18 protein-coding genes, 1 tRNA gene and 1 pseudogene are annotated in these 24,220 nt (G+C 73.4%); 4 read left to right on the top strand and 16 right to left on the bottom strand.

All coding sequences use genetic code 11. The annotated features are described in order from the left end of the window. The 9 genes from H488_RS32520 to argS all read right to left on the bottom strand — a co-directional run. Window positions 1–803: L-threonylcarbamoyladenylate synthase (locus H488_RS32520; RefSeq protein WP_306413700.1), on the bottom strand; the 803-nt coding region annotated here is incomplete at its 3' end. Beyond that, the gene (gene prmC / locus H488_RS0118905) at window positions 800–1,699 is read right to left on the bottom strand and encodes a peptide chain release factor N(5)-glutamine methyltransferase (protein ID WP_017834415.1); all 900 of its coding nucleotides are present in this window, start codon (window positions 1,697–1,699) and stop codon (window positions 800–802) included. The genes H488_RS32520 and prmC, both read right to left, overlap by 4 nt. A 14-nt stretch (window positions 1,700–1,713) precedes the next feature. Then, window positions 1,714–2,796, bottom strand: a complete 1,083-nt coding sequence (prfA, locus tag H488_RS32515; protein WP_017834414.1) for a peptide chain release factor 1 — start codon at window positions 2,794–2,796, stop codon at window positions 1,714–1,716. Window positions 2,797–2,904: 108 nt separating this feature from the next. Beyond that, window positions 2,905–5,115: a transcription termination factor Rho gene (gene rho / locus H488_RS32510; protein ID WP_017834413.1), complete on the bottom strand. Its 2,211-nt coding sequence runs from the start codon at window positions 5,113–5,115 to the stop codon at window positions 2,905–2,907. A 325-nt stretch (window positions 5,116–5,440) separates the two neighbouring features. Further along, window positions 5,441–6,391 carry a homoserine kinase gene (gene thrB, locus H488_RS32505; RefSeq protein ID WP_017834412.1) on the bottom strand — a complete coding sequence of 317 codons (951 nt, stop codon included), beginning with the start codon at window positions 6,389–6,391 and terminating at the stop codon, window positions 5,441–5,443. A 6-nt stretch (window positions 6,392–6,397) separates the two neighbouring features. Next, window positions 6,398–7,507 carry a threonine synthase gene (gene thrC, locus H488_RS32500; protein ID WP_017834411.1) on the bottom strand — a complete coding sequence of 370 codons (1,110 nt, stop codon included), beginning with the start codon at window positions 7,505–7,507 and terminating at the stop codon, window positions 6,398–6,400. A gap of 122 nt (window positions 7,508–7,629) precedes the next feature. Further along, a complete protein-coding gene (locus H488_RS32495; protein WP_017834410.1) occupies window positions 7,630–8,952 on the bottom strand; it encodes a homoserine dehydrogenase in 1,323 nt (440 codons plus the stop codon). Continuing rightward, on the bottom strand, window positions 8,953–10,401 hold the full coding sequence (lysA, locus tag H488_RS32490) for a diaminopimelate decarboxylase (protein ID WP_017834409.1): 1,449 nt from the start codon (window positions 10,399–10,401) through the stop codon (window positions 8,953–8,955). 4 nt (window positions 10,402–10,405) lie between these two features. Further along, on the bottom strand, window positions 10,406–12,076 hold the full coding sequence (gene argS, locus H488_RS32485) for an arginine--tRNA ligase (RefSeq protein ID WP_031283503.1): 1,671 nt from the start codon (window positions 12,074–12,076) through the stop codon (window positions 10,406–10,408). A 105-nt stretch (window positions 12,077–12,181) separates the two neighbouring features. Between argS and H488_RS32480 the strand changes: the two genes are divergently transcribed. Beyond that, a tRNA-Arg gene (locus H488_RS32480) sits at window positions 12,182–12,257 on the top strand. A 61-nt stretch (window positions 12,258–12,318) separates the two neighbouring features. Here H488_RS32480 and H488_RS32475 read toward each other — a convergent pair. The 5 genes from H488_RS32475 to H488_RS32455 form a co-directional block, all read right to left on the bottom strand. After that, window positions 12,319–13,695 (bottom strand): APC family permease, encoded by a 1,377-nt coding sequence (locus tag H488_RS32475; RefSeq protein ID WP_017834407.1) that lies wholly within the window; start codon window positions 13,693–13,695, stop codon window positions 12,319–12,321. A gap of 58 nt (window positions 13,696–13,753) precedes the next feature. Further along, on the bottom strand, window positions 13,754–14,125 hold the full coding sequence (locus tag H488_RS32470) for a hypothetical protein (protein WP_017834406.1): 372 nt from the start codon (window positions 14,123–14,125) through the stop codon (window positions 13,754–13,756). A gap of 198 nt (window positions 14,126–14,323) precedes the next feature. Then, on the bottom strand, window positions 14,324–15,151 hold the full coding sequence (locus tag H488_RS32465) for an ABC transporter ATP-binding protein (RefSeq protein WP_017834405.1): 828 nt from the start codon (window positions 15,149–15,151) through the stop codon (window positions 14,324–14,326). 3 nt (window positions 15,152–15,154) lie between these two features. Beyond that, a complete protein-coding gene (locus H488_RS32460; protein WP_031283500.1) occupies window positions 15,155–16,093 on the bottom strand; it encodes an ABC transporter permease in 939 nt (312 codons plus the stop codon). A 151-nt stretch (window positions 16,094–16,244) separates the two neighbouring features. After that, window positions 16,245–17,249, bottom strand: coding sequence for an ABC transporter substrate-binding protein (locus H488_RS32455; RefSeq protein WP_017834403.1), 1,005 nt, complete (start codon window positions 17,247–17,249; stop codon window positions 16,245–16,247). A gap of 174 nt (window positions 17,250–17,423) precedes the next feature. Here H488_RS32455 and hrpA point away from each other — a divergent pair, with 174 nt between their 5' ends. Next, window positions 17,424–21,461: an ATP-dependent RNA helicase HrpA gene (hrpA, locus tag H488_RS32450; protein WP_017834402.1), complete on the top strand. Its 4,038-nt coding sequence runs from the start codon at window positions 17,424–17,426 to the stop codon at window positions 21,459–21,461. 12 nt (window positions 21,462–21,473) lie between these two features. Here the strand turns inward: hrpA and H488_RS32445 are convergent, their stop codons facing one another. Together H488_RS32445 and H488_RS32440 are read right to left on the bottom strand one after the other, a co-directional pair. Then, complete coding sequence (locus tag H488_RS32445) at window positions 21,474–21,902, bottom strand: HIT family protein (RefSeq protein ID WP_017834401.1); 429 nt, start codon at window positions 21,900–21,902, stop codon at window positions 21,474–21,476. A 57-nt stretch (window positions 21,903–21,959) separates the two neighbouring features. Then, window positions 21,960–22,622: an MBL fold metallo-hydrolase gene (locus tag H488_RS32440; protein WP_017834400.1), complete on the bottom strand. Its 663-nt coding sequence runs from the start codon at window positions 22,620–22,622 to the stop codon at window positions 21,960–21,962. Window positions 22,623–22,735: 113 nt separating this feature from the next. Here H488_RS32440 and H488_RS32435 point away from each other — a divergent pair, with 113 nt between their 5' ends. After that, window positions 22,736–23,167 (top strand): Fur family transcriptional regulator, encoded by a 432-nt coding sequence (locus H488_RS32435; RefSeq protein WP_017834399.1) that lies wholly within the window; start codon window positions 22,736–22,738, stop codon window positions 23,165–23,167. Then, window positions 23,160–24,050: pseudogene (locus tag H488_RS32430) on the top strand (diacylglycerol kinase family protein); the annotation flags it as partial. The gene H488_RS32435 and the pseudogene H488_RS32430, both read left to right, overlap by 8 nt. Window positions 24,051–24,220 lie beyond the last annotated feature (170 nt).

Genomic DNA, 24,220 nt, shown 5'->3' with positions numbered 1-24,220 from the left:
CTGCTCGGTCTGAAAATCATTTCGAAAAGATCGGGCTCGCTCACGGCGTGCGATCCCGAGGCCGCCGGGCGGCCGGCGCCGGGCTCCGCGGGTCCCGCACCCGGCGCGGGAGCGCTGTCGAGCTCCTCGTCGCCGTCCGCCGGCACCACCGAGGGCACCACCGAGCGCAGCCGGGCCAGGCTCACGGTGCCGTGGCGCACCAGCAGTGGGGTCTCCCCCGTGCAGTCCACGATCGTGGAAGGGACCGGGTCCCGGTCGGCGGGTCCGCCGACCGGCCGCGGGCCGCCGTCCAGGTAGAGCTCCACGGAGTCCCCGAGCATGTCCACCGCGGCCCCGGCCGTCGAGGCGGCCGGGTGGCCGGTGCGGTTGGCCGAGGACACGGCCAGCGGGCCGCTCTCGATGAGCAGCGCCTGGGCGAGCTCGTCGTCGGGCACCCGCAGGGCCACGGTCCCGTGGGTCTCCCCCAGGTCCCAGCCCAGCGAGGGGTGGGAGTGGAAGATCAGGGTCAGACCGCCGGGCCAGAAGGCCCGGGCCAGCGCGCGGGCGTCGTCGGACACCTCGTCGGCCAGGCCGTCGAGCACCCCGGCGTGGGCGATGAGCACGGGCGGGGGCATGGCCCGGGACCGGCCCTTGGCGGCGAGCAGGGTCGCGACGCCCCGGGCGGAGAACGCATTGGCCCCGATCCCGTAGACGGTGTCGGTGGGCAGAACCACGCACGCGTCGGCCGCGAGGGCGCGCGCGGCGTGCTTGAGCCCGGCGGTGCGCTGGGCGATGCTGCTGCAGTCGTAGACGGTGGAGTTCACGGCGTCCATTCTCCCATTCCGGTCGTGCGGGCGCGGCCCTGGAGGGGCGTCCGGCCGGCCGTGGCCCGGTCCCGGCCCGTCAGGTCCTGGTGGCCCTCGACGTCCTCGAGGCCCGCGGCGCGGAAGGCGTGCGCCACGGCGCGGGCCTGCACCTCGGCGTGCTCCATGACGAAGAACCCCCCGGGGCGCAGCAGCCGCAGGGCCGAGGCCAGGGCCGCCCGCGGGAGGTCGAGCCCGTCCTCCCCGCCCCCGTACAGGGCGAGGTCCGGGTCGTGCTCCCGGGCCTCCGGCTCGCGCGGGACCGCGTCCGCGGGGATGTACGGCGGATTGGAGACCACCACGTCGCAGCGTCCCTCGAGCTCCGGGAACGCGGTGCGCAGGTCGCCCCGGACGAGCTCCGCGCGCGTCCCGCGCAGATTCTCGGCCGCCCAGGCGTGGGCGGTCCCGGACAGCTCCACGGCGTGCACGCGGGCCTGCGGCACCTCGTGGGCCACCGAGGCGGCGATCGCCCCGGAGCCCGTGCCCAGGTCCACCACGTGCGGGCGGTGCACGCCCGCGGCCAGCTGCTCGCGCAGCTCGTCGACCACGGCCTGCACCACGGTCTCCGTCTCGGGCCGGGGCACGAACACCCCGGGCCCGACCGCCAGCGTCAGGTAGCGGAAGTGGGCGACGCCCGTGAGGTGCTGCAGCGGGATCCGGCGGGCGCGCTCGGCCACGAGCTCCGCGTACCCCGCGGGCTCGTCCCCGCCGATGATGGCTCGCGCCTCGACCTCCCCCCGGGACAGCCCGGTGAGGTGGCCGGCGAGCAGCAGCGCGTCGGTGCGCGCGGAGTCGATCCCCGCCTCGGCGAGCACCTGCTCCGCCCAGCGCACCGCCTGGCCCAGTGACCTCGTCATCCCGGGGCCCCCGCTCAGCCGTCCTGCTGGCCGATGGCCTCGAGCTGGGCCTGCTCGTCCATCTCGATGGCCGAGCGCACGACCGGCTCGAGGTCCCCCGCCATGACGTGGTCGAGGTTGTACGCCTTGTACCCGGTGCGGTGGTCGTTGATCCGGTTCTCGGGGAAGTTGTAGGTGCGGATCCGCTCCGACCGGTCCATGGTCCGGACCTGGGAGCGGCGCTGCGCGGCGTTGTCCGCGTCGATCTGCTCCTGCTGGTGGGCCAGGATGCGGGCGCGCAGCACCCGCATCGCGGCCTCGCGGTTCTGCAGCTGCGACTTCTCGTTCTGCATCGCCACCACGATGCCGGTGGGCAGGTGGGTGATGCGGACCGCGGAGTCCGTGGTGTTCACGGACTGGCCGCCGGGCCCCGAGGAGCGGTAGACGTCGATCTTCAGGTCGTTCTGGCTGATCTCGACCTCCTCGGGCTCGTCGACCTCCGGGAAGACGAGCACCGCCGCGGCGGAGGTGTGGATCCGGCCCTGCGACTCGGTGACGGGCACGCGCTGGACGCGGTGCACCCCGCCCTCGTACTTCAGCCGCGCCCACACGCCCTCGGCGGGGTCCGTGGCGTTCGACTTGATCGCGATCTGCACGTCCTTGTAGCCGCCCAGGTCGGAGTCGTTGGTCGAGATGAACTCGGTCTTCCAGCCGCGGGACTCCGCGTACTTGAGGTACATGCGCAGCAGGTCCCCGGCGAAGAGCGCGGACTCGTCGCCGCCCTCCCCCGCCTTGACCTCGAGGATCACGTTGCGCCCGTCGTCGGGGTCGCGCGGGACGAGCAGCCGGCGCAGCTTCTCGCGGGCCGCCGCGAGCTGCTCCTCGAGGGCCGGGATCTCCTCCGCGAACTCGGGCTCCTCGGCGGCGAGCTCGCGCGCCGCCCCCAGGTCCTCCTCGAGGCGGTGCACCCGGTGGTGGGCCTCGACGATGCCGTTGAGCTCGGCGTAGCGGCGCCCGAGCTTGCGCGCCCTGCCCTGCTCCGCGTGCACGGCGGGGTCGGCGAGCTGGCGCTGCAGCTCGGCGTGCTCGTCGAGCAGGGACTGGATGGGATCCGGCATGGGGCGCTCCTTCGGAGGCGGCGGAGAGGGTCGGGCGGTGGTGGGCACGACGACGCCGCCGCGGCCCCGTCCGGTCGAACCGGTCGGGGCCGCGGCGGCGGGGGCGTGCTAGCGGTCGCTCTCGGCGCGGGCCGACAGCGTGGTCTTCTGCACCTGGAGCAGGAACTCGGTGTTGGACTGGGTGTCCCGCAGCTTGTTCGTGAGCAGCTCGAGGGCCTGCTGCTGGTCGAGCCCGGAGAGGACGCGGCGCAGCTTCCACATGATCTTGATCTCGTCCGGGGAGAGGAGGTTCTCCTCGCGGCGGGTGCCCGAGGAGTTGACGTCCACGGCCGGGTAGATCCGCTTGTCCGCGAGCGAGCGGGACAGGCGCAGCTCCATGTTGCCGGTGCCCTTGAACTCCTCGAAGATGACCTCGTCCATCTTGGACCCGGTCTCCACGAGGGCGGTCGCGAGGATCGTGAGCGAGCCGCCGTTCTCGATGTTGCGGGCCGCCCCGAAGAACTTCTTCGGCGGGTACAGCGCCGCGGAGTCCACGCCGCCGGAGAGGATGCGGCCGGAGGCGGGGGCCGAGAGGTTGTAGGCACGGCCCAGGCGGGTCATGGAGTCCAGGAGGACCACCACGTCCATGCCCATCTCCACGAGCCGCTTGGCGCGCTCGATCGCGAGCTCGGCGACCGTGGTGTGGTCGTCCGCCGGGCGGTCGAAGGTCGAGGCGATGACCTCGCCCTTGACCGTGCGCTGCATGTCCGTGACCTCCTCGGGGCGCTCGTCGACGAGCACCATCATGAGGTGGACCTCGGGGTTGTTCGTGGTGATCGCGTTGGCGATCGCCTGCAGCATCAGCGTCTTGCCGGCCTTCGGCGGGGAGACGATCAGCCCGCGCTGGCCCTTGCCGATGGGGGCGACGAGGTCGACGACGCGGGGCCCGATCTTCTTGGGCTCCGTCTCGAGGCGCAGGCGCTCCTGCGGGTACAGCGGGATCAGCTTCCCGAAGTCCACGCGGTCCTTGTTCTCCTCGGTCTTCTTGCCGTTGACCGTGGTGAGCTGGACCAGCGCGTTGAACTTCTGCCGCGTGGCGTTCTGCTGCTCGCCGTCGCGGGGGGCGCGGATGGCGCCGACCACGGCGTCGCCCTTGCGCAGGTTGTGCTTCTTGACCTGGGCGAGGCTGACGTAGACGTCGTTCGGGCCGGGGAGGTAGCCGGAGGTGCGCACGAACGCGTAGTTGTCGAGCACGTCCAGGATGCCGGCGACGGGCAGCAGGACGTCGTCCTCGGTGAACTCCGTGTCGTCGACCTCGGGGCCGGTGCTACGCCCGCGGCGGTTGCGCCGCTCGTTGCGCTCGGCGCGGTCGTTGCGGTCGCTGCGGTCCCGGTCGCGGTCGTTGCGGTTGCGGTTGCGGCGGCTGCGGCGGCTGCCGCCGTCGTCCTGGCGGTTGTCCTGACCCCGGTTGTCCTGACCGCCCTTGTCCTGCCGGTTGTCCTGGCCGCCCTTGTCCTGGCGGCTGTCCTGGCGGTTGTCCTGGCCCTTGCCGTCCTGGGACTTCCCGCCCTCGGACCGGCCGTCGCGCCGGCCTCGGCCGTCGCCCCGGTCCTGGCCGCCCTTGTCCTGGCGGTTGTCCTGGCCCCGGTTGTCCTGGCCGCGGTTCTGGTTGCGGCTCCGGTCCTGCTTCGACTGGTCGTCGTCCCGGCCCTCGGCCGAGGAGCGCGCCTCGTCGGTCTCCTGCCCGGAGTCCTGGCCGCCGTTGCCCTGGCCGTTGTCGTCGCGGTTGCGGTTGCGGCGGCTGCGGTTGCGGTTGCGGCCGCCCTCGCCCTCGGCGCCGGAGGAGTCCTCGGCGGGAGCGGGCTGGTCGGCCGGCTGCTGCTCGGTGGCGCCCTGCGCCGCGCCCTGCTGGGCGGCGTCCTGCTGCTCGGAGCCATGCTGCACGGGGACGGACACCACACCGGTGCTCGTGGCGCGGCGGGAGCGCGAGCGCCGCTGCGGCTGGCCGCCGTCGGCGCCCTGCGCGGCGGAGGAGTCCTCGCCGGTCGTGGCGGCGGCCGGGGCGGTGCCCTGGTCGGCGCCGCCGTCGGCGGTCTTCTCGACCGTCTGCGCGATCTTCTGCTCGACGGCCTGGTCCCGGTCGGCGACGGCGCCGCCGCGCTGGTGGGCGGCGATCGCGTCGACCAGCAGGCTCTTGCGCATCCGGCGGGCGCCGGTGATCCCGAGCTGGGAGGCGAGCGCCTGCAGCTGGGCCAGCTTGAGCGCGGACAGTCCCGCGTTCCGGGGGTCGCTGGTGGTGGTCTCTTCCGTACCCGTGGAAAGGTCGGTGGTCTCGGTCACGAAGTGTCCTTCTCCCTCGGTGGGGGGCCCATGGATCTCAGAGTCCAGGACCGTGGATGGTTCCCGGCGGGCCGCGATCGCGGGCCGCCTGCGGCGGGGCGCACTTCAGGGCGCGGCAGCCTGGGCGAACAAGGTGTCACCCGGAGATCATGGTGCGCTCCGGTCCGTGTCGGGGCGGGCCGGGGCGCCGACGGCATCGAAGAAGCCGGTGCCGGCGGGGGATCACCGGAGGATCTGAGGCGGTGGAGCCGAGGACCCCGGGGCATCCGACCGGGGCGCTGCCCCTCATGATGCCCGCTGTCCTCGCCGCGCCGGGCGCGGTCTCCTACCCCTGGATCTGCTGCGGGTGCCTCTCCAGCTTAGCACCCTGACCGTCGACGCGCAGACGGAGGACACGCCAGGAGACGGAATCGGCCCCGGGGGCGACGAGCTCCGCGAGGGCCCGCTCCGTCTCCTGCGCCTGGTCCCGGTCCCCGGCGAGGACCAGGACGGTCGGCCCGGCCCCGGAGATCATGGCCGGCAGCCCGCGGGCCCGCAGCGCAGCCATCAGCCGGGCGCTGGGGGGCATGGCCGAGGCCCGGTACGGCTGGTGCAGCCGGTCCTCGGTGGCGGGCAGCAGCAGCTCGGGTCGCCGCGTCAGGGCCTCGACGAGCAGGGCCGTCCGCCCGGCGTTGACCGCGGCGTCGTGGTGCGGGACGGTCGCGGGCAGCAGGGAGCGGGCGAGGCGGGTGGGGACCTCGAAGTCGGGGATCGCCACCACCGGCACGACGTCCTCGTGGACGGTCACGGGGGCGCTGCGGTAGCCGTCCGCGTCGGTCCACGAGATCACGAGCCCCCCGAGGAGGGACGGGGCCACGTTGTCCGGATGGCCCTCCATCGCGGCGGCGACCTGGAGCAGGCGCCGGTCGTCGAGGGCGCGCTCCGCGGGCAGCAGCGCGTTCGCCGCGAGCACGCCGGCCACCACGGCCGAGGCGCTCGAGCCCATCCCGCGGCCGTGCGGGATCCGGTTGGTCGCCTCGAGCCGCAGCCCCGGCAGCTCCTCGACGCCCGCGGCCCGGAAGGCGGCCCGCATGGCGCGGACCACCAGGTGCTCCGCGGACCGGGGCACGGACGCGGAGCCCTCCCCGTGCAGCTCGAACTCCAGGCCGCCGCCGGTCACGGTGACGGCGAGGTCGTCGTAGTGGCCCAGGGCCAGGCCCAGGCTGTCGTAGCCCGGGCCCACGTTGCCGGTGGAGCCGGGGACGCTCACCGCCACCCGCTGGCCGATCTCGAACATCCGGGACTACTCCAGGCCCAGCGCGGCGGCGACGGCGACCACGTCGAAGGGCACGCGCGTGGGCTCGGCCAGCGAGGGGTCCTCCCGCTCGGCGGCCTTGATCGCCCACTGCGGGTCCTTGAGACCGTGGCCGGTCACGGTGATGACCACCGTCTGCCCCGTGGGGGCCTCCCCCGCGGCGTGCTTCTGGAGCAGGCCGGCCACGCCCGCGGCGGAGCCCGGCTCGACGAACACGCCCTCCTTGGCCGAGAGCCACCGGTGGGCGGTCAGGATCTCGTCGTCCGAGACGGAGCCGATGAGCCCGCCGGACTCGTCGCGGGCGGCGATCGCCGAGTCCCAGGAGGCGGGGTTGCCGATCCGGATGGCGGTCGCGATGGTCTCGGGCTCCGTGACGGGGTGGCCGAGGACCAGCGGGGCCGCGCCCTCGGCCTGGAAGCCCCACATCACGGGCAGCTTCGTCGAGACGGCCGGCAGCTCCCCCGCCGTGGCGGAGGCGTAGGGCCGGGCGTACTCCTGGTAGCCCTTCCAGTACGCGGTGATGTTGCCGGCGTTGCCGACCGGCAGGATGTGCAGGTCCGGGGCGTCGCCGAGGGTGTCGACCACCTCGAACGCCCCGGTCTTCTGGCCCTCGATCCGGTACGGGTTCACGGAGTTGACGAGGAACACGGGGTAGGACTCGGAGAGCTTGCGGGCCACCTCGAGGCAGTTGTCGAAGTTGCCGTCCACCTGGATGATGTCCGCGCCGTGCGCCACGGCCTGCGAGAGCTTGCCCATGGCGATCCGCCCCTCCGGCACGAGCACCGCGCACGTGAGCCCGGCCTGCTTGGCGTAGGCCGCCGCGGAGGCGGAGGTGTTGCCGGTCGAGGCGCACACGACGGCCTCGGCGCCCTCCTCCTTGGCCTTCGTGATCGCCATGGTCATGCCCCGGTCCTTGAACGAGCCGGTCGGGTTCATGCCCTCGAACTTCAGCCAGACGGTGTTGCCGGTGAGCTCCGAGAGGGCGCGCGCCCGGATCAGCGGCGTACCGCCCTCCCCCATCGTGATGACCTCGGTGGAGCCGGAGACCGGCAGCCGGTCCCGGTACTCGTTGATGACGCCCTGCCAGACGTGTGCCATGTGCTGGATCTCTTCCTGTGGACTCGGTGGTGCGGGGGGTGCTCGTGCGGGGTGCTCGCGGGGGGCGTGCGGCGGCACCCCTCCGGGTGCGGTGCCGCCCGCAGGCGGCACCGCCGGGCGGATCAGTCGGCGTGCTCCACACGGATCACGCCGGCGACCTCCTCGACGAAGGGCAGCTCGCGCAGGGCGTCCACCGTGGCCACGAGGTCCTTGTTCGCGCCCCGGTGGGTCACGAGCCGGATCTCCGAGAGCTGCGGGTCGCCGTGCGGGTGGTCCGTCTGCTGCATCGTGAAGATCGACACGCCGTGGTCGGCGAAGACCTGGGCGATCCGCGCCAGGACGCCGAGCCGGTCCTGGACGGTCAGGGTGATCGAGAAGCTCGTGCGGACGTCGTCCATCGGCGCGGCGGCGAGCTGGGCGTGGGGGTCCGCGCCCTGGGCCGGGCCGCCGAGCACGAGCCGGCGCGCGGCCGAGACGAAGTCGCCCAGCACGGCCGAGGCGGTGGCGGCGCCGCCGGCGCCTGCGCCGTAGAACATGAGGGACCCGGCGTTCGCGGCCTCGACGAACACGGCGTTGTAGGCGCCGTGCACGCCGGCCAGCGGGTGCTCCCGCGGGATCATGGTCGGGGTGACCCGCAGGTTCACCCCGCCCGGGCAGCGCTCGCACACCGCCAGGAGCTTGATGACGTAGCCGGCCTCGCGGGCGGCGGCGACGTCCGCGGCGGTGACCCCGGTGATGCCGCGGCAGTACACGTCGTCGATGGTGAAGGTCGAGTGGAAGGCCAGGGACGCGAGGATCGCGGCCTTCGCCGCGGCGTCGTGGCCCTCCACGTCGGCGGTGGGGTCCGCCTCGGCGTAGCCGAGCTCCTGCGCCTCGGCGAGCGCGTCGTGGAACTGCGCGCCGGTGGTGTCCATCTGGTCGAGGATGTAGTTCGTGGTGCCGTTCATGATGCCCAGCACGCGGTCCACCCGGTCCCCCGCGAGGGAGTCCTGCATGGGGCGCACGATGGGGATCGCCCCGGCCACGGCGGCCTCGTAGGACAGGGGCACGCCGGCGGCGTCGGCCGCGTCCTGGAGCTGGCGGCCGTGCCGGGCGATGAGGGCCTTGTTGCCCGAGATCACCGGCTTGCCGGCGTGCAGGGCCCGCAGGATGCGGCTGCGGGCCGGCTCGATGCCGCCGGTCAGCTCGATGACCACGTCCGCGGCGTCGACGAGGGCCTCGGCGTCGGTCGTGAGCAGCTCCTCGGGCAGCTCGACGGTCCGCCGGGCGGCGAGGTCGCGCACGGCGATGCCGATGAGCTCCACGGGCGCGCCCACGCGGGCGGCGAACTCGGGGCCGTGGTCGAGCAGGGTCCGGGCCACCTCGGCGCCGACGTTGCCGGCACCGAGCAGGGCGACCTTCACGGTCGAGGGCGGGCGGGTGGTCTCAGGGGTCGAGGCGGTCAATCAGGCTCCCAGGTCGCGGGCGAACAGGTCTTCTTCGGTCTCGCCCCGCACGATGAGCCGGGCCTCCGGCCGGTCGCCGGCGGCGCGCACGGCGACGACCGGCGGGCGGGCGATCCAGTTGTAGTTGCTGGACAGGGCCCAGCAGTAGGCGCCGGTGGCGGGCACGGCCAGGACGTCCCCGGGGGCGAGGTCCTCGGGCAGGTAGACGTCCCGGACCACGATGTCCCCGGACTCGCAGTGCTTGCCCACCACCCGGGAGAGCACGGGGGCCCCCTCGGCGCGGCGGTTCGCGAGCACGGCCGTGTAGTCGGCCCCGTAGAGCACAGGCCGGGCGTTGTCGCTCATCCCGCCGTCCACGGAGACGTACCGGCGCTGCGCGCCGGACTCCGCGGTGACGGTCTTCAGGGTGCCCACGGTGTAGAGGGTGCATGCGGCCGGCCCGGAGATCGCGCGGCCGGGCTCGATGGACAGGTGCGGGACCGCCATCCGCAGGGACCGGGCCGTGGTGGCCACCTGGTCCGCGAGGGCCTCGGCGATCTCGCGGGCCGGGCGGGGGGTGTCGGCCTCGGTGTAGGCGATGCCGTAGCCGCCGCCGAGGTCGAGCTCCGGGAGGGTCAGGCCGAAGCGCTCGTCGGCGGCGGCCATGAAGGCGAGCACCCGCTCCGCGGCCATCCCGAAGCCGTCGGCGTCGAAGATCTGGGAGCCGATGTGGCAGTGGATCCCGCGCAGGTCGAGCTCGGGCTCCAGGACGCACGCGGCGACGGCCTGCATCGCGGGGCTGTCCCCGCCGCCCTCGGGCGGGGCGAGGGACAGGCCGAACTTCTGGTCCTCGTGGGCGGTGGCGATGAACTCGTGCGTGGACGCGTGCACGCCGGGGGTGACCCGGATCAGGACGGGGGCGACGACGCCGAGGGTGCGCGCCAGGTGGGCCACGAGCTCGATCTCGGCGAGGGAGTCCACGACGATCCGGCCGAGGCCGTGGTCGAGGGCGCGGGTGATCTCGGCGGCGGACTTGTTGTTGCCGTGCAGGGCGATCCGGGCGGGCTCCATGCCGCCGCGCAGGGCGACGGCCAGCTCCCCGCCCGAGGCGGTGTCCACGTTGAGGCCCTCCTCGCGCAGCCAGCGCACCACCTCGGTGGTCAGGAAGGACTTGCCGGCGTAGTAGACGGAGACCTCGGCCCCGATCCGCGCGAACGCCTCGGTGAAGGCGGCGCGGAACTCGCGGGCGCGCGCCCGGAAGGTGTCCTCGGAGTAGACGTAGGAGGGAGTGCCGTAGCGCTCGGCGAGCTCCGGGACGGGGATCCCCGAGACGGCCAGCACGCCGTCCTCGCCGCGGCGGAACGCCTCGGGCCAGATGACGGGGTCGAGGGCGTCGAGGTCCTCGGGGACGCTGAGCCAGGCCGGTGCCAGGGGGGAGCCCCCGGTGCGGGTGGTCGGGTCGGCGGTCATGCGATCACATCCTCTCCGGCGCGGACACGCCGAGCACGCCCAGGCCGTTGGCCAGGACCTGGCGTGCGGCGTCGTTGAGCCACAGGCGGGTGCGGTGCAGGTCGGTGACCTCGTCCTCGCCCTGCGGCGCCACGCGGCAGGCGTCGTACCAGCGGTGGTAGGTCCCGGCGAGCACCTCGAGATGGCGCGCCACGCGGTGCGGCTCGCGGAACTCGGCGGCCTGGGCGAGCACCGACGGGTACTGGCCGAGGGCGGCCAGCAGCTCCCCCTCCATCGGGTGGTCGAGCAGCGAGGCGTCGAACACGGCCTCCCCCCGCTCGTCCGTGCGGGCGACCCCCGCCGCCTCGGCGTTGCGCCCCACCGCGCACGTGCGGGCGTGGGCGTACTGGACGTAGAACACCGGGTTCTCGTTGGAGCGCCGGGTCAGCAGGCCCAGGTCGATGTCGATGTTGGAGTCCACGGAGAAACGGGTCAGCGAGTACCGGGCGGCGTCGACGCCGACGGCCTCCACGAGGTCCTCCATGGTCACCACGTTGCCGGCGCGCTTGGACATCCGCACGGGCACCCCGTCCTTGACGAGGTTGACCATCTGGCCGATGAGGACCTCGACCCGGTCCGGGGCGTCGCCCAGGGCGGCGGCGGCGGCCTTGAGCCGGGCCACGTAGCCGTGGTGGTCGGCGCCGAGCATGTAGATGCACAGGTCCGCGCCGCGGTCCCGCTTGTCCTTGAAGTAGGCGATGTCCCCGGCGATGTAGGCGGCCTGGCCGTCGGACTTGATGACCACCCGGTCCTTGTCGTCGCCGTAGGCGCTCGAGCGCAGCCACCAGGCGCCGTCCGCGAAGTAGAGGGCGCCGGAGGTCTTGAGCTGCTCGAGGAGCTTCTCCACGGCGCCCTGGTCGAACAGGGACTGCTCGTGGAAGTACACGTCGAAGTCCACGCCGAAGTCGTGCAGCGAGGACTTGATCTCGGCGAACATCAGCTCGACGCCCGCGGCGCGGAACGCCTCCTGGGGGTCCCCGGAGTCGAGGACGCCGGGGTTCTCGGCGACGATGCGCGCGGCGATGTCGGTGATGTACTCCCCGCCGTAGCCGTCCTCGGGGGCGGGCTCGCCCTGGGCGCGGGCCAGCAGGGAGCGGGCGAAGCGGTCGATCTGCGCGCCGGCGTCGTTGAAGTAGTACTCGCGCACCACGTCCGCGCCCTGCGCCTCGAGCACGCGGGCGAGGGAGTCGCCGACCGCGGCCCAGCGGGTGCCGCCCAGGTGGACGGGGCCGGTGGGGTTCGCGGAGACGAACTCCAGGTTGACGGACGTCCCGGCCAGCGACCGAGCCCGGCCGAAGGCCTCGCCCTGCTCCACGACGGTGCGGGCGATCTCCCCGGCGGCGGCGGCGTCCAGGGTGATGTTGAGGAAGCCCGGCCCGGCGACGTCCACGGCGGCCACGCCCGCGGTGCCCTGGAGGCGGTCACGGACCACGGCGGCGACGTCGCGCGGGGCGCGCCCCACCTTCTTGGCCAGCTGCATGGCGACGTTGGTCGCCCAGTCCCCGTGCTCCCGGTTCTTCGGTCGCTCGATCCGCACCTCCGGCAGCGGAGCGCCGTCGGCGAGGGCGAGGTCGCCCCGGGCCACGGCGTCCTGCAGGCATGCGGATACGGCGAGAGAAAGTTGTTCTGGAGTCACCGGACCAGTGTAACCGGGCGCCGTGGAGCGCCCGCGCCGGGTGGTCCACGAGCACCCCGCGAAACCTGCTAGTATCGTCGAGGTTCATCGCTGCGGCGGTGAAAGGCCCGCGTAGCTCAGGGGATAGAGCGTCTGCCTCCGGAGCAGAAGGCCGTAGGTTCGAATCCTACCGCGGGCACCACTCGGGACGAAGGCCCCGGACCACTCGGTCCGGGGCCTTCGTCGTGCCCGGCCCGGGCCGGTCAGCGGCGCTCCGCGGGTCGGCCGGTGCCGGCGCCCCGGTCCCCCGCCTCCTCGGCCCGCCGGTACCGGACAGGCTGCCCGCCGCGGACCCGGGCGACGGCGTAGAGCAGCACGCCCACGGCGAGGACGATCCCACCGCGTGCCCACACCCCGGCCTCCAGCTGGGTCAGCAGCACGAGGCAGGACAGGACGGCGAGCACCGGCAGGGGCGTCCAGGCACGGAAGTGCCGGTGCTCGACCGCCTCCCGGCGCAGCACGAGGACGGCGACGTTCGTGCTGATGAAGACGATGAGCAGCAGCAGCACCACCGTCTCCGCCAGCACGGCCACCCCACCGGTGAGGGTCAGCGCCAGCGCGGCGAGGGTCGTGACGACGATGGCCACCCACGGGGTGCCGCGGCCCGGCAGGACCCGGCCCAGCACGGCGGGGAAGAGTCCCTGCACGGCCATGCCGTAGGTGAGGCGGCTGGCCATGATCATGGTCAGCAGGGCCCCGTTGGCCACCGCGACCAGGGCGAGGAGGCTGAACAGCCAGCCGGGCACCGGGACCCCGGTGGCCGTCACCACGTCCAGCAGCGGGGCGCTCGAGGACTCCAGCCGGTCGGCCGGCAGGGCCACCGACGCCGCCGTGCCGACCAGCACGTACATCGCCCCGGCCACCAGGAGGGACCCGAACAGGGCCCGGGGGTAGACCCGCGACACGTCGCGGACCTCCTCGGCCATGTTGGCCGAGGTCTCGAAGCCCACGAAGGAGTAGTACGCGAGCAGTGCGGCGCCCAGCACGCCCAGCAGCGGGTCGACGTCCTCGCCGAAGCGCACCGCGCGCCCGACGTCGCCGCCCCCGCCGCCGAGCATCACGGCGACGGCCACGACGACCAGGACCAGCCCCGAGACCTCGAGCGCCGTCATGACGACGTTGGCGCGCAGCGACTCCTTGATCCCGCGCGCGTTGAGCAGGGCGATGGCGACGAGGAACACGATGGCCCCGGCAGCCGGGGGCACGTCCACGAAGACCGCGAGATAGTCCCCGCTGAAGGCCAGGGCCAGCGCGGACGCGCTGACCACGCCGGCGGTGAGCATGCAGAAGCCCACGAGGTAGGGCACGATCGGGACGCGGAAGGCGCGGTGGGCGAAGACCGCCGCCCCGCCCGCCCGCGGGTACTTGGTGACGAGCTCGGCATAGGACGCGGCCGTCAGCAGGGCCAGCAGCAGCGCCACGAGCATCGGCGCCCAGGTGACGCCGCCCACCTCCCCCGCGATGATGCCCACGAGGGCGTAGACCCCGGCGCCGAGGACGTCTCCGAGGATGAACAGGAACAGGAGGGGCCCGGTGATGTGCTTCTTGAGGCCCGGACCGTCAGCAGGCTGATTGAGCATGGGACGAGTCTAGGCCGACCGCCCGGCGCAGGAGGCCGGGGCCCCGGTCGTGGGCCCGTCAGTCGCGGGCGCCGGGGTCCCGGCGCCCCGGGCCGCGGAACTCGTCCGGGTCGTAGGGGCGCACGGGCCCGTCGCCGAACTGTTCGTCGAGCAGCCGGTCCTCCTGGCTGGGACCCTCCCCCGCCGAGCGGCGCCAGTTGAACCCGGCGATCGCCAGGGCCCCTCCGCCGAGCAGGGTCACGGCGCCCACCACGACGACCACCACCGCGCGCCCGCTCAGGCCCGTCCCGTCCTCCGCCGAGACGCGCGCCAGGTGGTGGATGGCCTCGGGCACGGTGAACGTGGAGACGAACAGGGCCACCACGCCCACGGCCAGCAGCCACCCTCCGGTGCGTCGGCGGGCGTGGTGCGGGTCGGGGGTCTGGCTCACGGGGCTGCTCTCCTGGCCTTCTGGACGTGCTGCTGGGCTCTGCCGGGCGGACCGCCCGGCGACGCGCGACGGGGCTTTTCGAATCGTTTTTCAATGCATTGCGNCTGCTGGACGTGAAAATGATTTCGAAAAGGGCCGTGCCCGGCCCGCCCCGTCCTCGTCCGCGCCGGTCGTGGACCGGCGGCCGGTGCCGTCCGGTCAGGAACCGTCCTCGGTCTTGACGCTCTCGAACAGCGTAGCGTCGTCGAACGCCTCCTGCCCCGCCCCGGGCTGCAGCCGGCGGAACTGCTCGAGCAGTCCGGGCACCGTCATCGACTGCTTCTGCGCGGCGTCGAGCTCGAAGAGGATCCGGCCCTCGTGCATCATGATGAGCCGGTTGCCCAGGCGCAGGGCCTGGTCCATGTTGTGCGTGACCATCACCGTGGTGAGGTGCTGCTCGGCCACGATGTCCGCGGTGAGCCGGGACACGAGGTCCGCGCGCTGCGGGTCGAGGGCCGCCGTGTGCTCGTCGAGGAGCAGGATGCGCGGCTCGGAGAACGTCGCCATGAGCAGGGACAGCGCCTGCCGCTGGCCGCCGGAGAGCAGCCCCACCTTGGCGCCCAGCCGGTTCTCCAGGCCCAGCTCGAGGCTGGCCAGCTTGTCGCGGAAGAGCTGGCGGCGGGCGCTGGTGAGCCCCGGGGCGAGCCCGCGGGACTTGCCCCGCTGGTACGCGATCGCCATGTTCTGCTCGACCGTCATGGTGGGCGAGGAGCCCTTCATGGGGTCCTGGAACACGCGGGACAGGTACCGGGCGCGCTTGTGCTCGGGCAGCCGGGTGACGTCGGTGTCGTCGACCCGCACCGTGCCGGTGTCCGGGATCAGGCTCCCCGAGATGGCGTTGAGGATCGTCGACTTGCCGGCGCCGTTGGAGCCGATGACGGTGAGGAAGTCGCCCTCCGCCAGGGTCAGCGAGACTCCGGCGAGGGCGCGCCGCTCGTTGACGGTCCCGGCGAAGAACGTCTTGTGGACGTTGTCGATGGTGAGCACGGCTCAGGCACCTGCCTTCGTGGTCGCGGGGGTGTCGGTGAGGTCGTCGACGAGCCGCGCCGCCTCGCTCGCCAGGTGCCGCTCCCTGCGGCGCCGGAAGAACTGCAGCTGGGGCACCACGAGCGCGGCCACCACGAGGACCGCGGAGATCAGCTTCATGTCGGACGGGTTGAGGCCCGCCTGCAGGGCCACGGTGATGACCAGACGGTAGACGACCGAGCCGAGGACGACGGCGAGGGTCGCCATCACCACCGTGCGCGAGCCGAAGAGCCCCTGGCCGAGGATCACGGAGGCGAGGCCGACGACGATGAGGCCGATGCCCATGCCGATGTCGGCGAAGCCCTGGTACTGGGCCACGAGGGACCCGGCGAGGCCCACGAGCCCGTTGGACAGGCACAGGCCCAGCATCTTCTGGTGGTCCGTGTTCACGCCGAAGGAGCGGATCATCTCCGGGTTGTCGCCGGTGGCCTGCATGGCGAGGCCGGCGTCCGTGTAGAGGAACCAGTCGAGGAGGACCTTGACCACGGCCACCCCGAGCAGGAACAGGGCGATGCCGATCCACGTCCCCTGCACGCCCATCTCGGCGAGCGGGGTGAAGACCGTGTCCTCGCGCAGCAGCGACAGGTTCGCGCGCCCGTCCATGACGCGCAGGTTGATGGAGTAGAGCGCGGTCATGGTGAGGATGCCCGCGAGCAGCCCGTTGATGTGGGCCTTGGTGTGGAGCAGGCCCGTGATGAGCCCGGCGAGCGCACCGGTCAGGAAACCGGCGGCGGTGGCGAGCCAGGGGCTGCCGCCGCCGAGGATGATCATCGCCGTGGTGGCGGCGCCCGTGGTGAAGGACTGGTCGACCGTCAGGTCGGGGAAGTCGAGCACCCGGAACGTGAGGTAGACGCCCAGCGCCATGACCGCGTAGAGCAGTCCGAGTTCGATACCGGCTATCACTTCTGCTGGATCCGTTCTGGTTGGTGGGAGACGGGGGCCGTCCGCCGATCGGGCGGGCGCGTCCTCCGTCGGAGGGGTGCCGCGGGGGCGGGGGCCGGGCGGGCCGGCGTCCGGGGTCTCCGGACGCCGGCGCCGTCCCGGCCGCCCGGGACTACTCGATGACCTGGTCGGCGGAGTCCTGGAGCTCCTGGGGGACCTCCACGCCCATCCGCTCGGCGGCCTGCAGGTTGATGATCAGCTGCGTGTCCTCCTGGGACTCGACGGGCATGGAGGCGGGGTCCCCGCCCTCCTTGAGGATGCGCACGGCCATCTCGCCGGTCTGGCGGCCGAGCTGCTCGTAGTCCAGGCCCTGGGTGATGAGGGCGCCGCGCTCCACGGAGTCGCCCTCGCCGGCGATGAGGGGGATCTTCTTGGACTCGGCGGCGGAGATCACGGCCTCGAGGCCGGAGACCACCTTGTTGTCGGTGGGCACGTAGATGGCGTCGGTGTCCAGGGACTCGGCGGCCTGGGCCACCTCGGAGGTGTTGGTCACCGACTTCTCGACGACCTCCAGCCCCTCCTCCGCGGCGGCCTCCTTCGCGAGGTCCACCTGGACCTGGGAGTTGGTCTCGCCCGAGCTGTAGATGATGCCCACGGACTCCGCCGCCGGGTCGAGCTGTTTGATCAGCGCGATCTGCTCGGCGACCGGGTTCATGTCGGTGGTCCCGGTGACGTTGCCGCCGGGGCTCTCGAGGGAGTCGACCAGCCCGGCCTCGACCGGGTCGGTGACGGCCGTGAACAGCACCGGGCGGTCGGTGACCGACTGGGCCAGGCCCTGGGCGGACGGCGTCGCGATCGCCAGGACGAGGTCCGCGTCCGAGGACGCCATGTTGGAGGCGATGCTGGTGGAGGTGCCCTGGTCCCCGGAGGCGTTCTGGAGGTCGACGGTGAGGTTCTCCCCCTCCGTGTAGCCGCCCTCCTCGAGCGCGGCGAGGAAGCCCTCCCGGGCGGAGTCGAGCGAGGGGTGCTCCACGAACTGGCTGATCCCGACGGTGGCCTCCTCGGCGGCCTCGCCGCCGCCCCCGCCGCCGGCGGGCTCGGTGTCGGAGCCGCCGCAGGCCGTGAGCAGCAGAGCGGTGGAGGCGAGGGCCGCCGTCATCGGGAACAGTCGCTTCATGGTGGGTCCTTTCGGGAACGAGTGGTGTCAGCGATATTACCTTCCGTTCGGTCACAAAATGAGAGGCAGCTCACAAGTGGTGACATAACGGCTCCGACAGCGTGTCGGCGGTGCCCGATCGTCCACCGGGACCGGGCCCTCCGCGGCCCGCGTCCCCGGTAGGATCGGGAGGTCATGTCAGCATCCCTGAGCAGCCCCCGAACCATCGTCTACCCCGAGAACCTCCCGGTCTCCGCGCGCCGCGAGGACATCATGGGCGCGATCGCCGCGCACCAGGTGGTCGTGATCGCCGGCGAGACCGGGTCCGGCAAGACGACCCAGATCCCCAAGATGTGCCTCGAGCTCGGCCTGGGCGAGCGCGGCCTGATCGGCCACACCCAGCCGCGGCGGATCGCCGCGCGCTCGGTCGCGGAGCGGATCTCCTCGGAGCTCGGCGAGAAGATCGGCGGCACGGTCGGCTACCAGGTGCGCTTCACCTCCGAGGTGGGCGCGGACTCACGGGTCAAGCTGATGACGGACGGCATCCTGCTCGCCGAGATCCAGCACGACCGCCTGCTGCAGAAGTACTCGGCGATCATCATCGACGAGGCCCACGAGCGCTCCCTCAACATCGACTTCCTGCTGGGCTACCTCCGGCGGATCCTGCCCCGGCGCCCCGACCTCAAGGTGATCATCACCTCGGCCACGATCGACCCCGAGCGCTTCGCCCGGCACTTCGCGCCGGAGGAGACCGAGGGCGACGAGCCGGGACGGGCCCCCGTCATCGAGGTCTCGGGCCGCACGTACCCGGTGGAGATCCGCTGGCGCCCGCTGGCCCAGCCGCGCTCCGGGGACGGCGGCCAGGACGCCGAGGACGCCGGCGACGGGCTGGAGGACGAGGACCGGGACCCGATCGACGCCGTGTGCGACGCCGTCGAGGAGCTCTCCGCGGAGCCGCCCGGGGACATCCTGATCTTCTTCGCCGGCGAGCGGGAGATCCGCGACGCCCAGGAGGCGCTGCAGGGCACCCTGAAACGGGTCCGGGGCCTGGCCGACGCCGAGATCCTGCCCCTGTTCGGCCGGCTGTCCATGGCGGAGCAGCACCGGGTGTTCGCGCCGTCGGGCCGCCGCCGGATCGTGCTGGCCACCAACGTGGCCGAGACGTCGCTGACCGTCCCCGGCATCAAGTACGTGATCGACCCGGGCACGGCTCGCATCTCGCGCTACTCGGCGCGGACCAAGGTGCAGCGCCTCCCGATCGAGCGGATCTCCCAGGCCTCGGCGAACCAGCGGGCGGGACGCTGCGGGCGCGTCTCGGACGGCATCTGCATCCGGCTGTACTCGGAGGAGGACTACCTCTCCCGCCCGGAGTTCACCGACCCCGAGATCCTGCGCACGTCCCTGGCGGCCGTGATCCTGCAGATGACCTCGGTGGGGGTCGTCAAGGAGCCCGGGGACATCGAGCGCTTCCCCTTCGTGGAGCCGCCGGAGTCCCGGGCCGTCAAGGACGGCGTGGCCCTGCTCCGGGAGCTGGGCGCCCTCAAGGAGCCGCGGGGCGCGTCCCCGCGGGGCGGGCGGGACGACGACGCCCGCGGCGGGCCCCTCACCCCGGTGGGCCGCCAGCTGGCGCAGCTGCCGGTGGACCCGCGGCTGGGCCGGATGATCGTGGAGGCGGACCGGCGGGGCTGTGCCCGGGAGGTCATGGTCCTCGCGGCGGCGCTGACCGTCCAGGACCCCCGCGAGCGCCCCCTGGAGAAGCGGCAGCAGGCGGACGAGCTGCACAAGCGGTTCTTCGACGAGAACTCCGACTTCACGAGCTGGCTGCTGCTGTGGCGCTACGTGCAGGAGCAGCAGGAGGAGCTCTCCTCGACGCAGTTCCGGAAGCTGTGCCGGCGGGAGCACCTGAACTTCCTGCGCATCCGGGAGTGGCAGGACCTCTACGCCCAGCTGCGCCAGATGGGCCAGCAGGTCGGCATCCGGGTCGGCAAGGGCCGCGAGGTGGACCCCTCCGGGAAGGAGCGGGAGATCCACGTCTCGCTGCTGGCGGGGCTGCTCAGCCACATCGGGCTCAAGGACGAGCGCAAGCGGGAGTACCAGGGCGCCCGCGGCTCGCGGTTCGCCGTCTTCCCGGGCTCCAACCTGTTCAAGAAGTCCCCCGACTGGGTCATGTCCGCCGAGCTCGTGGAGACCTCCCGGCTGTGGGCCCGCGTCAACGCCGCGATCGACCCGCTGTGGGCCGAGGAGCTGGCCCCGCACCTGGTCAAGCGCAGCGTCTCGGAGCCCCACTGGTCCCGCGCGCAGGGATCCGTGATGGCCTACGAGAAGGTCACCCTCTACGGCGTGCCCGTCGTGGCCCAGCGCCGGATCAACTTCTGGCGGGTGGACCCCGCCCTGGCGCGGGAGCTGTTCCTCCGCCACGCCCTCGTGGAGGGCGACTGGCAGACCCGGCACCGGTTCTGGGCGCGCAACCGCAAGCGCCTGGCCGAGGTCGAGGAGCTCGAGAACCGGCTGCGCCGCAAGGACCTGCGGATCGACGACGAGGCCCTGTTCGCGTTCTACGACGCCCGGATCCCCGAGTCCGTGGTCTCGGCACGGCACTTCGACGCGTGGTGGAAGAAGGCCCGCCAGCAGGACGAGCACCTCCTGGACCTGGATCCCGAGGACCTGATCGCCGAGGAGGCCGGCGGCTACGACGAGTCGCTCTACCCGCGCCAGTGGGTCCGGCGCACCCGGGACGGGGAGCTGGTGCTGGACCTCGCCTACGAGTTCGCGCCGGGCTCCGACCAGGCGGACGGCGTGACCGTGCGCGTGCCCGTGCTGTTCCTCAACCAGCTGGACCCCGAGCAGTTCCGGTGGCAGATCCCCGGGTTCCGCACCGAGCTCGTCACCGCGCTCATCAAGTCCCTGCCGAAGGCCGTGCGCCGCAACTTCGTGCCCGCCCCCGACGTCGCCCGCCAGGCGGTGGCGATGCTCGACGCCGACTTCGACCCCGCCGTCGACGCCCTCGAGCCGTCCCTGGAGCTGGTCCTGCGCCGGCTCAAGGGCCACGTGGTCCCGCCGGGCTCCTGGAACTGGGAGGCCGTCCCGGCCCACCTGCGGATGCGCTTCGAGGTGCGGGACCGCCGCAACCGGGTGCTGGGCGAGGGCGAGGACCTCGAGGCGCTCCGGTCGGAGCTGCACGACGAGATCCGTGCCGCCCTGGCCGAGTCCCTGGGCGCGGTGCCCGGCGCGGCCCCCGGCGCCCCGGCCGGCGGCCCCGCCCGGAACGGCCCGCGCGCCCCCGCGCCCCGGCCCCCGGACGCGGCGCCGGCCCCGCCGGCGCTCGAGCGCTCGGGGCTGACGGCGTGGCCCGAGGAGGACCTGCCGCGCAGCGTGGAGACGACGGTGGCGGGCCAGCGGATCACCGGGTGGCCGGCGCTCGTCCCCGAGCGTCCCCGGGCCGCGGGGAGCCGGCCCGCCGGCCGGGAGGCCACGGTGGCCGTGCGCATCCTGTCCACCGCCGCCGAGCAGCGGGCCGCCCAGCGCCGCGGGGTGATCACGCTGCTGCAGCTGCGCATCCCCTCCCCCGAGCGGTACGTGCTGGAGCACCTCAACAACCGGGAGAAGCTGGTCTTCACGCAGAACCCGCACGGGTCGGTGACCGAGCTCATCGCGGACTGCACGGTCGCGGCCATCGACAAGCTCACGCCGCCCGAGCCCCCCTTCACCCGGGCGGAGTTCGACGCGCTGCACGAGCACGTGCGGGCCGAGCTCATCGACACCGTCTTCCAGGTCACCGCGCTCGTGGAGCAGGTGCTCTCCGGGGCCGCCCGGATCCGCAAGCAGCTCAAGCGGTCGTCCTCGCTCGCCGCGGTGAACTCGCTCAACGACGTCAAGGCCCAGCTCGAGCACCTCGTGCAACCGGGCTTCGTCGCCGCCACCGGCTACGACCAGCTCCAGCACCTGCCCCGCTACGTGCGGGCGATGGAGGTGCGGCTCGAGAAGCTCGCCGGCCACCTGCAGCGGGACACGGTCGGGATGCTCGCCGTGCAGAAGCTCGAGGACGACTACGACGCCGCGCTGGACGCCCTGCCGACGCACGCCCCGGTCCCGGACGAGCTGCGCCGGGTGGCCTGGATGATCGAGGAGCTGCGGGTCTCGCTGTTCGCCCAGGAGCTGGGCACCGCCCACACCGTCTCGGAGAAGCGGATCCGCAAGGCCCTCAAGGACGCCCTCGGGGCCGCCCGGGCCTGACCCGGCGGCCGGTCAGGCCTGCGGCACGGCGGACCCGTGCCCGGCCTCGACGAGGGCGGCCCGGATCCGCTCCGCGGCCTCGTCCATCCAGGCGGGGTCCGGGTCGCGGAGCACGTTGACGAACTGGAACTGCTCGACCGTCTCCGCCGGCCACACGTGCACGTGGGTGTGCGGGACCTCGAAGCCCTGGATCATCTGGCCCACCCGCGCCGGCCGCCAGACGGCGTCGATGGCCCGCCCGATGCGCTGGGAGACCACCATCAGGTGCGCCGCCAGGTCCTCCGGCAGGTCGACCCAGTGGTCGTGCTCCTCGCGCGGGACCACGAGCGTGTGGCCCTGCGCGAGCGGGTCGATCGACAGGAAGCCGACGCAGCGCTCGTCCTGCCAGACGAAACGGCCGGGGATCTCCCCCTCGATGATCTTCGTGAAGACGGTGCTCACAGGTGCTCCCTTTCGGTGGTGGGTCGGGTGCGGTCGGCGGGCCGGGCGGTCCCGCGGCTACAGGGCGACGCGCTCGCCGACGGCGAGGTGGCGGTACTCGGCCCCGTACTTGGCGGCGAACGAGGTGAGCTGGCCCTCGATCACGCCGAGGCCGTTGTCGGAGAGCAGGCCGTCGTGGATCTGGAAGACCCGCTCGGGGCGCACGGACACCACGAAGTCGACGACCTCCGCCAGCTTGTTCCACGGCGCGTGGATCGGCGCCAGCAGCACGGGGGCGGAGAGCCCGTGCGGGACCACCAGCGAGTCGCCGGGGTGGTAGACCGTGTCCTCGACCAGGTAGCCGATGTTGTCCACCGTGCGGATGAGCGTGTGGATCAGCGCGTGCTGGCCGCCGAACGTCCGCACGGTGAAGCCCTCGAGCTCCAGCACGGTCTCGGGCTCGGCGTCGTGGATCGCGTGACCCTCCCCCAGGGCCTCCCGGAGCCCCGCGGCCACCGGGGCCGGGGCGTACACCTGCACCTCCGGGTGCGCCCGGAGGTGCGCGTGCACCGGCTCGGGGTCGAGGTGGTCCGGGTGCTCGTGCGTGACGAGCAGGACGTCGGCCCCGTCGAGGGCCTCCGCCAGCTCCTCCCGTCCGGAGAACTTGCCCGGGTCGATCACCAGGACCCTGCCCTCGTTCTCGAGCCGCACGCACGAGTGGGTGTACTTGATGAGCTCCATGGGCCCACCCTAACCCCGGGTCCTCGCGGGTCCCACCGGCCGGCCGGGCACGTTCCGCGCGGTCCTTGTTAAGCTGGTGCCCGGCCCGGGCACCAGCGACGAGAGGACGAGGCGTGAGCGTGAGAACCAGCGGGGGGAGCGCCGGGGAGGTCCGCAACACCCGGCAGCGCCGCGCCGTCGCGCGGGCGCTCGCGTCCCTGGAGGACTTCATCTCCACGCAGGACCTGCACGCCCTGCTGCGGGAGCGCGGCGACTCCGTCTCCCTGGCCACGACCTACCGGATCCTGCAGTCGATGTCCGAGCTCGGCGAGCTGGACGTCCTGCGCAGCGACGACGGCGAGGCGATCTACCGCCGCTGCGCCGCCGAGCACCACCACCACCACCTGGTGTGCCGCCGCTGCGGCGCCGCCGTGGAGCTCGAGGCCCCCGCGGTCGAGGAGTGGGCCGGGCGCACCGCCGCCGCCCACGGCTTCACCGAGGTGGACCACACGGTCGAGATCACCGGCCTGTGCGCCGCCTGCGCGGCGCGGCGGGCCGATGGCTGAGCCGGGCCCGTCCCGCGGCGTCTTCGTCCTGGCGGTCAACCCGTGCGCCGGCCGCGGCCGGGCCCTCGAGGACGCCCACCGGGCCGCGGAGCTCCTGCGGACCGGCGGCGACGAGGCCGTGGTGCTCTCCGCCGCGGACCTCGGCACCCTGGTGGGGCTGGTGCGCGACCGGCTGCGGGCGCACGCCCTCACCACCCGGGCGCTCGTGGTCGTGGGCGGGGACGGGATGGTGCAGGCCGGCCTCGGCGTGCTCGCGGAGCTCGCCGCGCAGGGCGTCGACGTCCCGCTGGGCGTGGTGCCGTGCGGGACCGGCAACGACCTGGCCCGCCACCTGCGCGTGCCGCTCCGGGACCCGGTGGCCGCGGCCGGGCGGATCCTGCGCCGGCTCGACGATCCCCGGGACCGCCGCCTCGACGTGGGCCGGGTGCGCTTCGCGGACGGCCGCACGTCCTGCTTCGCGACCGCCCTGTGCGCGGGCTTCGACGCCGTGGTCAACGAGCGGGCCAACCGGTGGCTGCGCCCGGCCGGCTCCTCCCGCTACCTGCTGGCCGTCCTGGTGGAGATCGCGCGGCTGCGCACCGTCCACTACCGGCTCGAGATCGAGGACGCCGGCGGCCGGCGCCGCACGGAGCGCCGGGACGGGGTCCTGCTGAACGTCGCCAACACGTCGTCGATCGGGGGCGGCCTGCGGATCGTGCCCGACGCCCGGGCGGACGACGGGCTGCTGGAGCTGTTCACCGTGGCGCCCCTGGGCCGGGCCCGGTTCCTGCTCCTGTTCCCCCGGCTGTTCTCGGGCCGCCACGTGGCGCTGGAGAGCGTGCGGATCGAACGGGTCCGCGCCGTGGCCGTGGACGCCCCGGACGTCACCGTCTACGCGGACGGGGAGCGCCTCGGCCCGCTGCCCGTGCGCGTGGACGTGCTCCCCGCGGCGGTCCGCGTCCTGGCCTGTTTTCGAAATGGTTTTCATCGCCCCGAACACGTCGTCGTCGATCGTCTCGAAGTCCGTGGCCCGCAACGGCGGCCGCGCCGCCTACCGCGGTCTCGTGCAGGTGC

This window comes from Kocuria sp. UCD-OTCP, from assembly GCF_000349605.1.
GTDB lineage: Bacteria > Actinomycetota > Actinomycetes > Actinomycetales > Micrococcaceae > Kocuria > Kocuria rosea.
This window is presented reverse-complemented; position numbering and strand designations above follow the sequence as displayed.

What these genes read in the sequence shown, in the direction of transcription:
- H488_RS32455 (WP_017834403.1), bottom strand. Translation starts at nt 17,249, where the DNA reads ATGAAGCGACTGTTCCCGATGACGGCGGCCCTCGCCTCCACCGCTCTG.
- thrC (WP_017834411.1), bottom strand. Translation starts at nt 7,507, where the DNA reads ATGGCACACGTCTGGCAGGGCGTCATCAACGAGTACCGGGACCGGCTG.
- lysA (WP_017834409.1), bottom strand. Translation starts at nt 10,401, where the DNA reads ATGACCGCCGACCCGACCACCCGCACCGGGGGCTCCCCCCTGGCACCG.
- H488_RS32440 (WP_017834400.1), bottom strand. Translation starts at nt 22,622, where the DNA reads ATGGAGCTCATCAAGTACACCCACTCGTGCGTGCGGCTCGAGAACGAG.
- H488_RS32475 (WP_017834407.1), bottom strand. Translation starts at nt 13,695, where the DNA reads ATGCTCAATCAGCCTGCTGACGGTCCGGGCCTCAAGAAGCACATCACC.
- thrB (WP_017834412.1), bottom strand. Translation starts at nt 6,391, where the DNA reads ATGTTCGAGATCGGCCAGCGGGTGGCGGTGAGCGTCCCCGGCTCCACC.
- prfA (WP_017834414.1), bottom strand. Translation starts at nt 2,796, where the DNA reads ATGCCGGATCCCATCCAGTCCCTGCTCGACGAGCACGCCGAGCTGCAG.
- hrpA (WP_017834402.1), top strand. Translation starts at nt 17,424, where the DNA reads ATGTCAGCATCCCTGAGCAGCCCCCGAACCATCGTCTACCCCGAGAAC.
- prmC (WP_017834415.1), bottom strand. Translation starts at nt 1,699, where the DNA reads ATGACGAGGTCACTGGGCCAGGCGGTGCGCTGGGCGGAGCAGGTGCTC.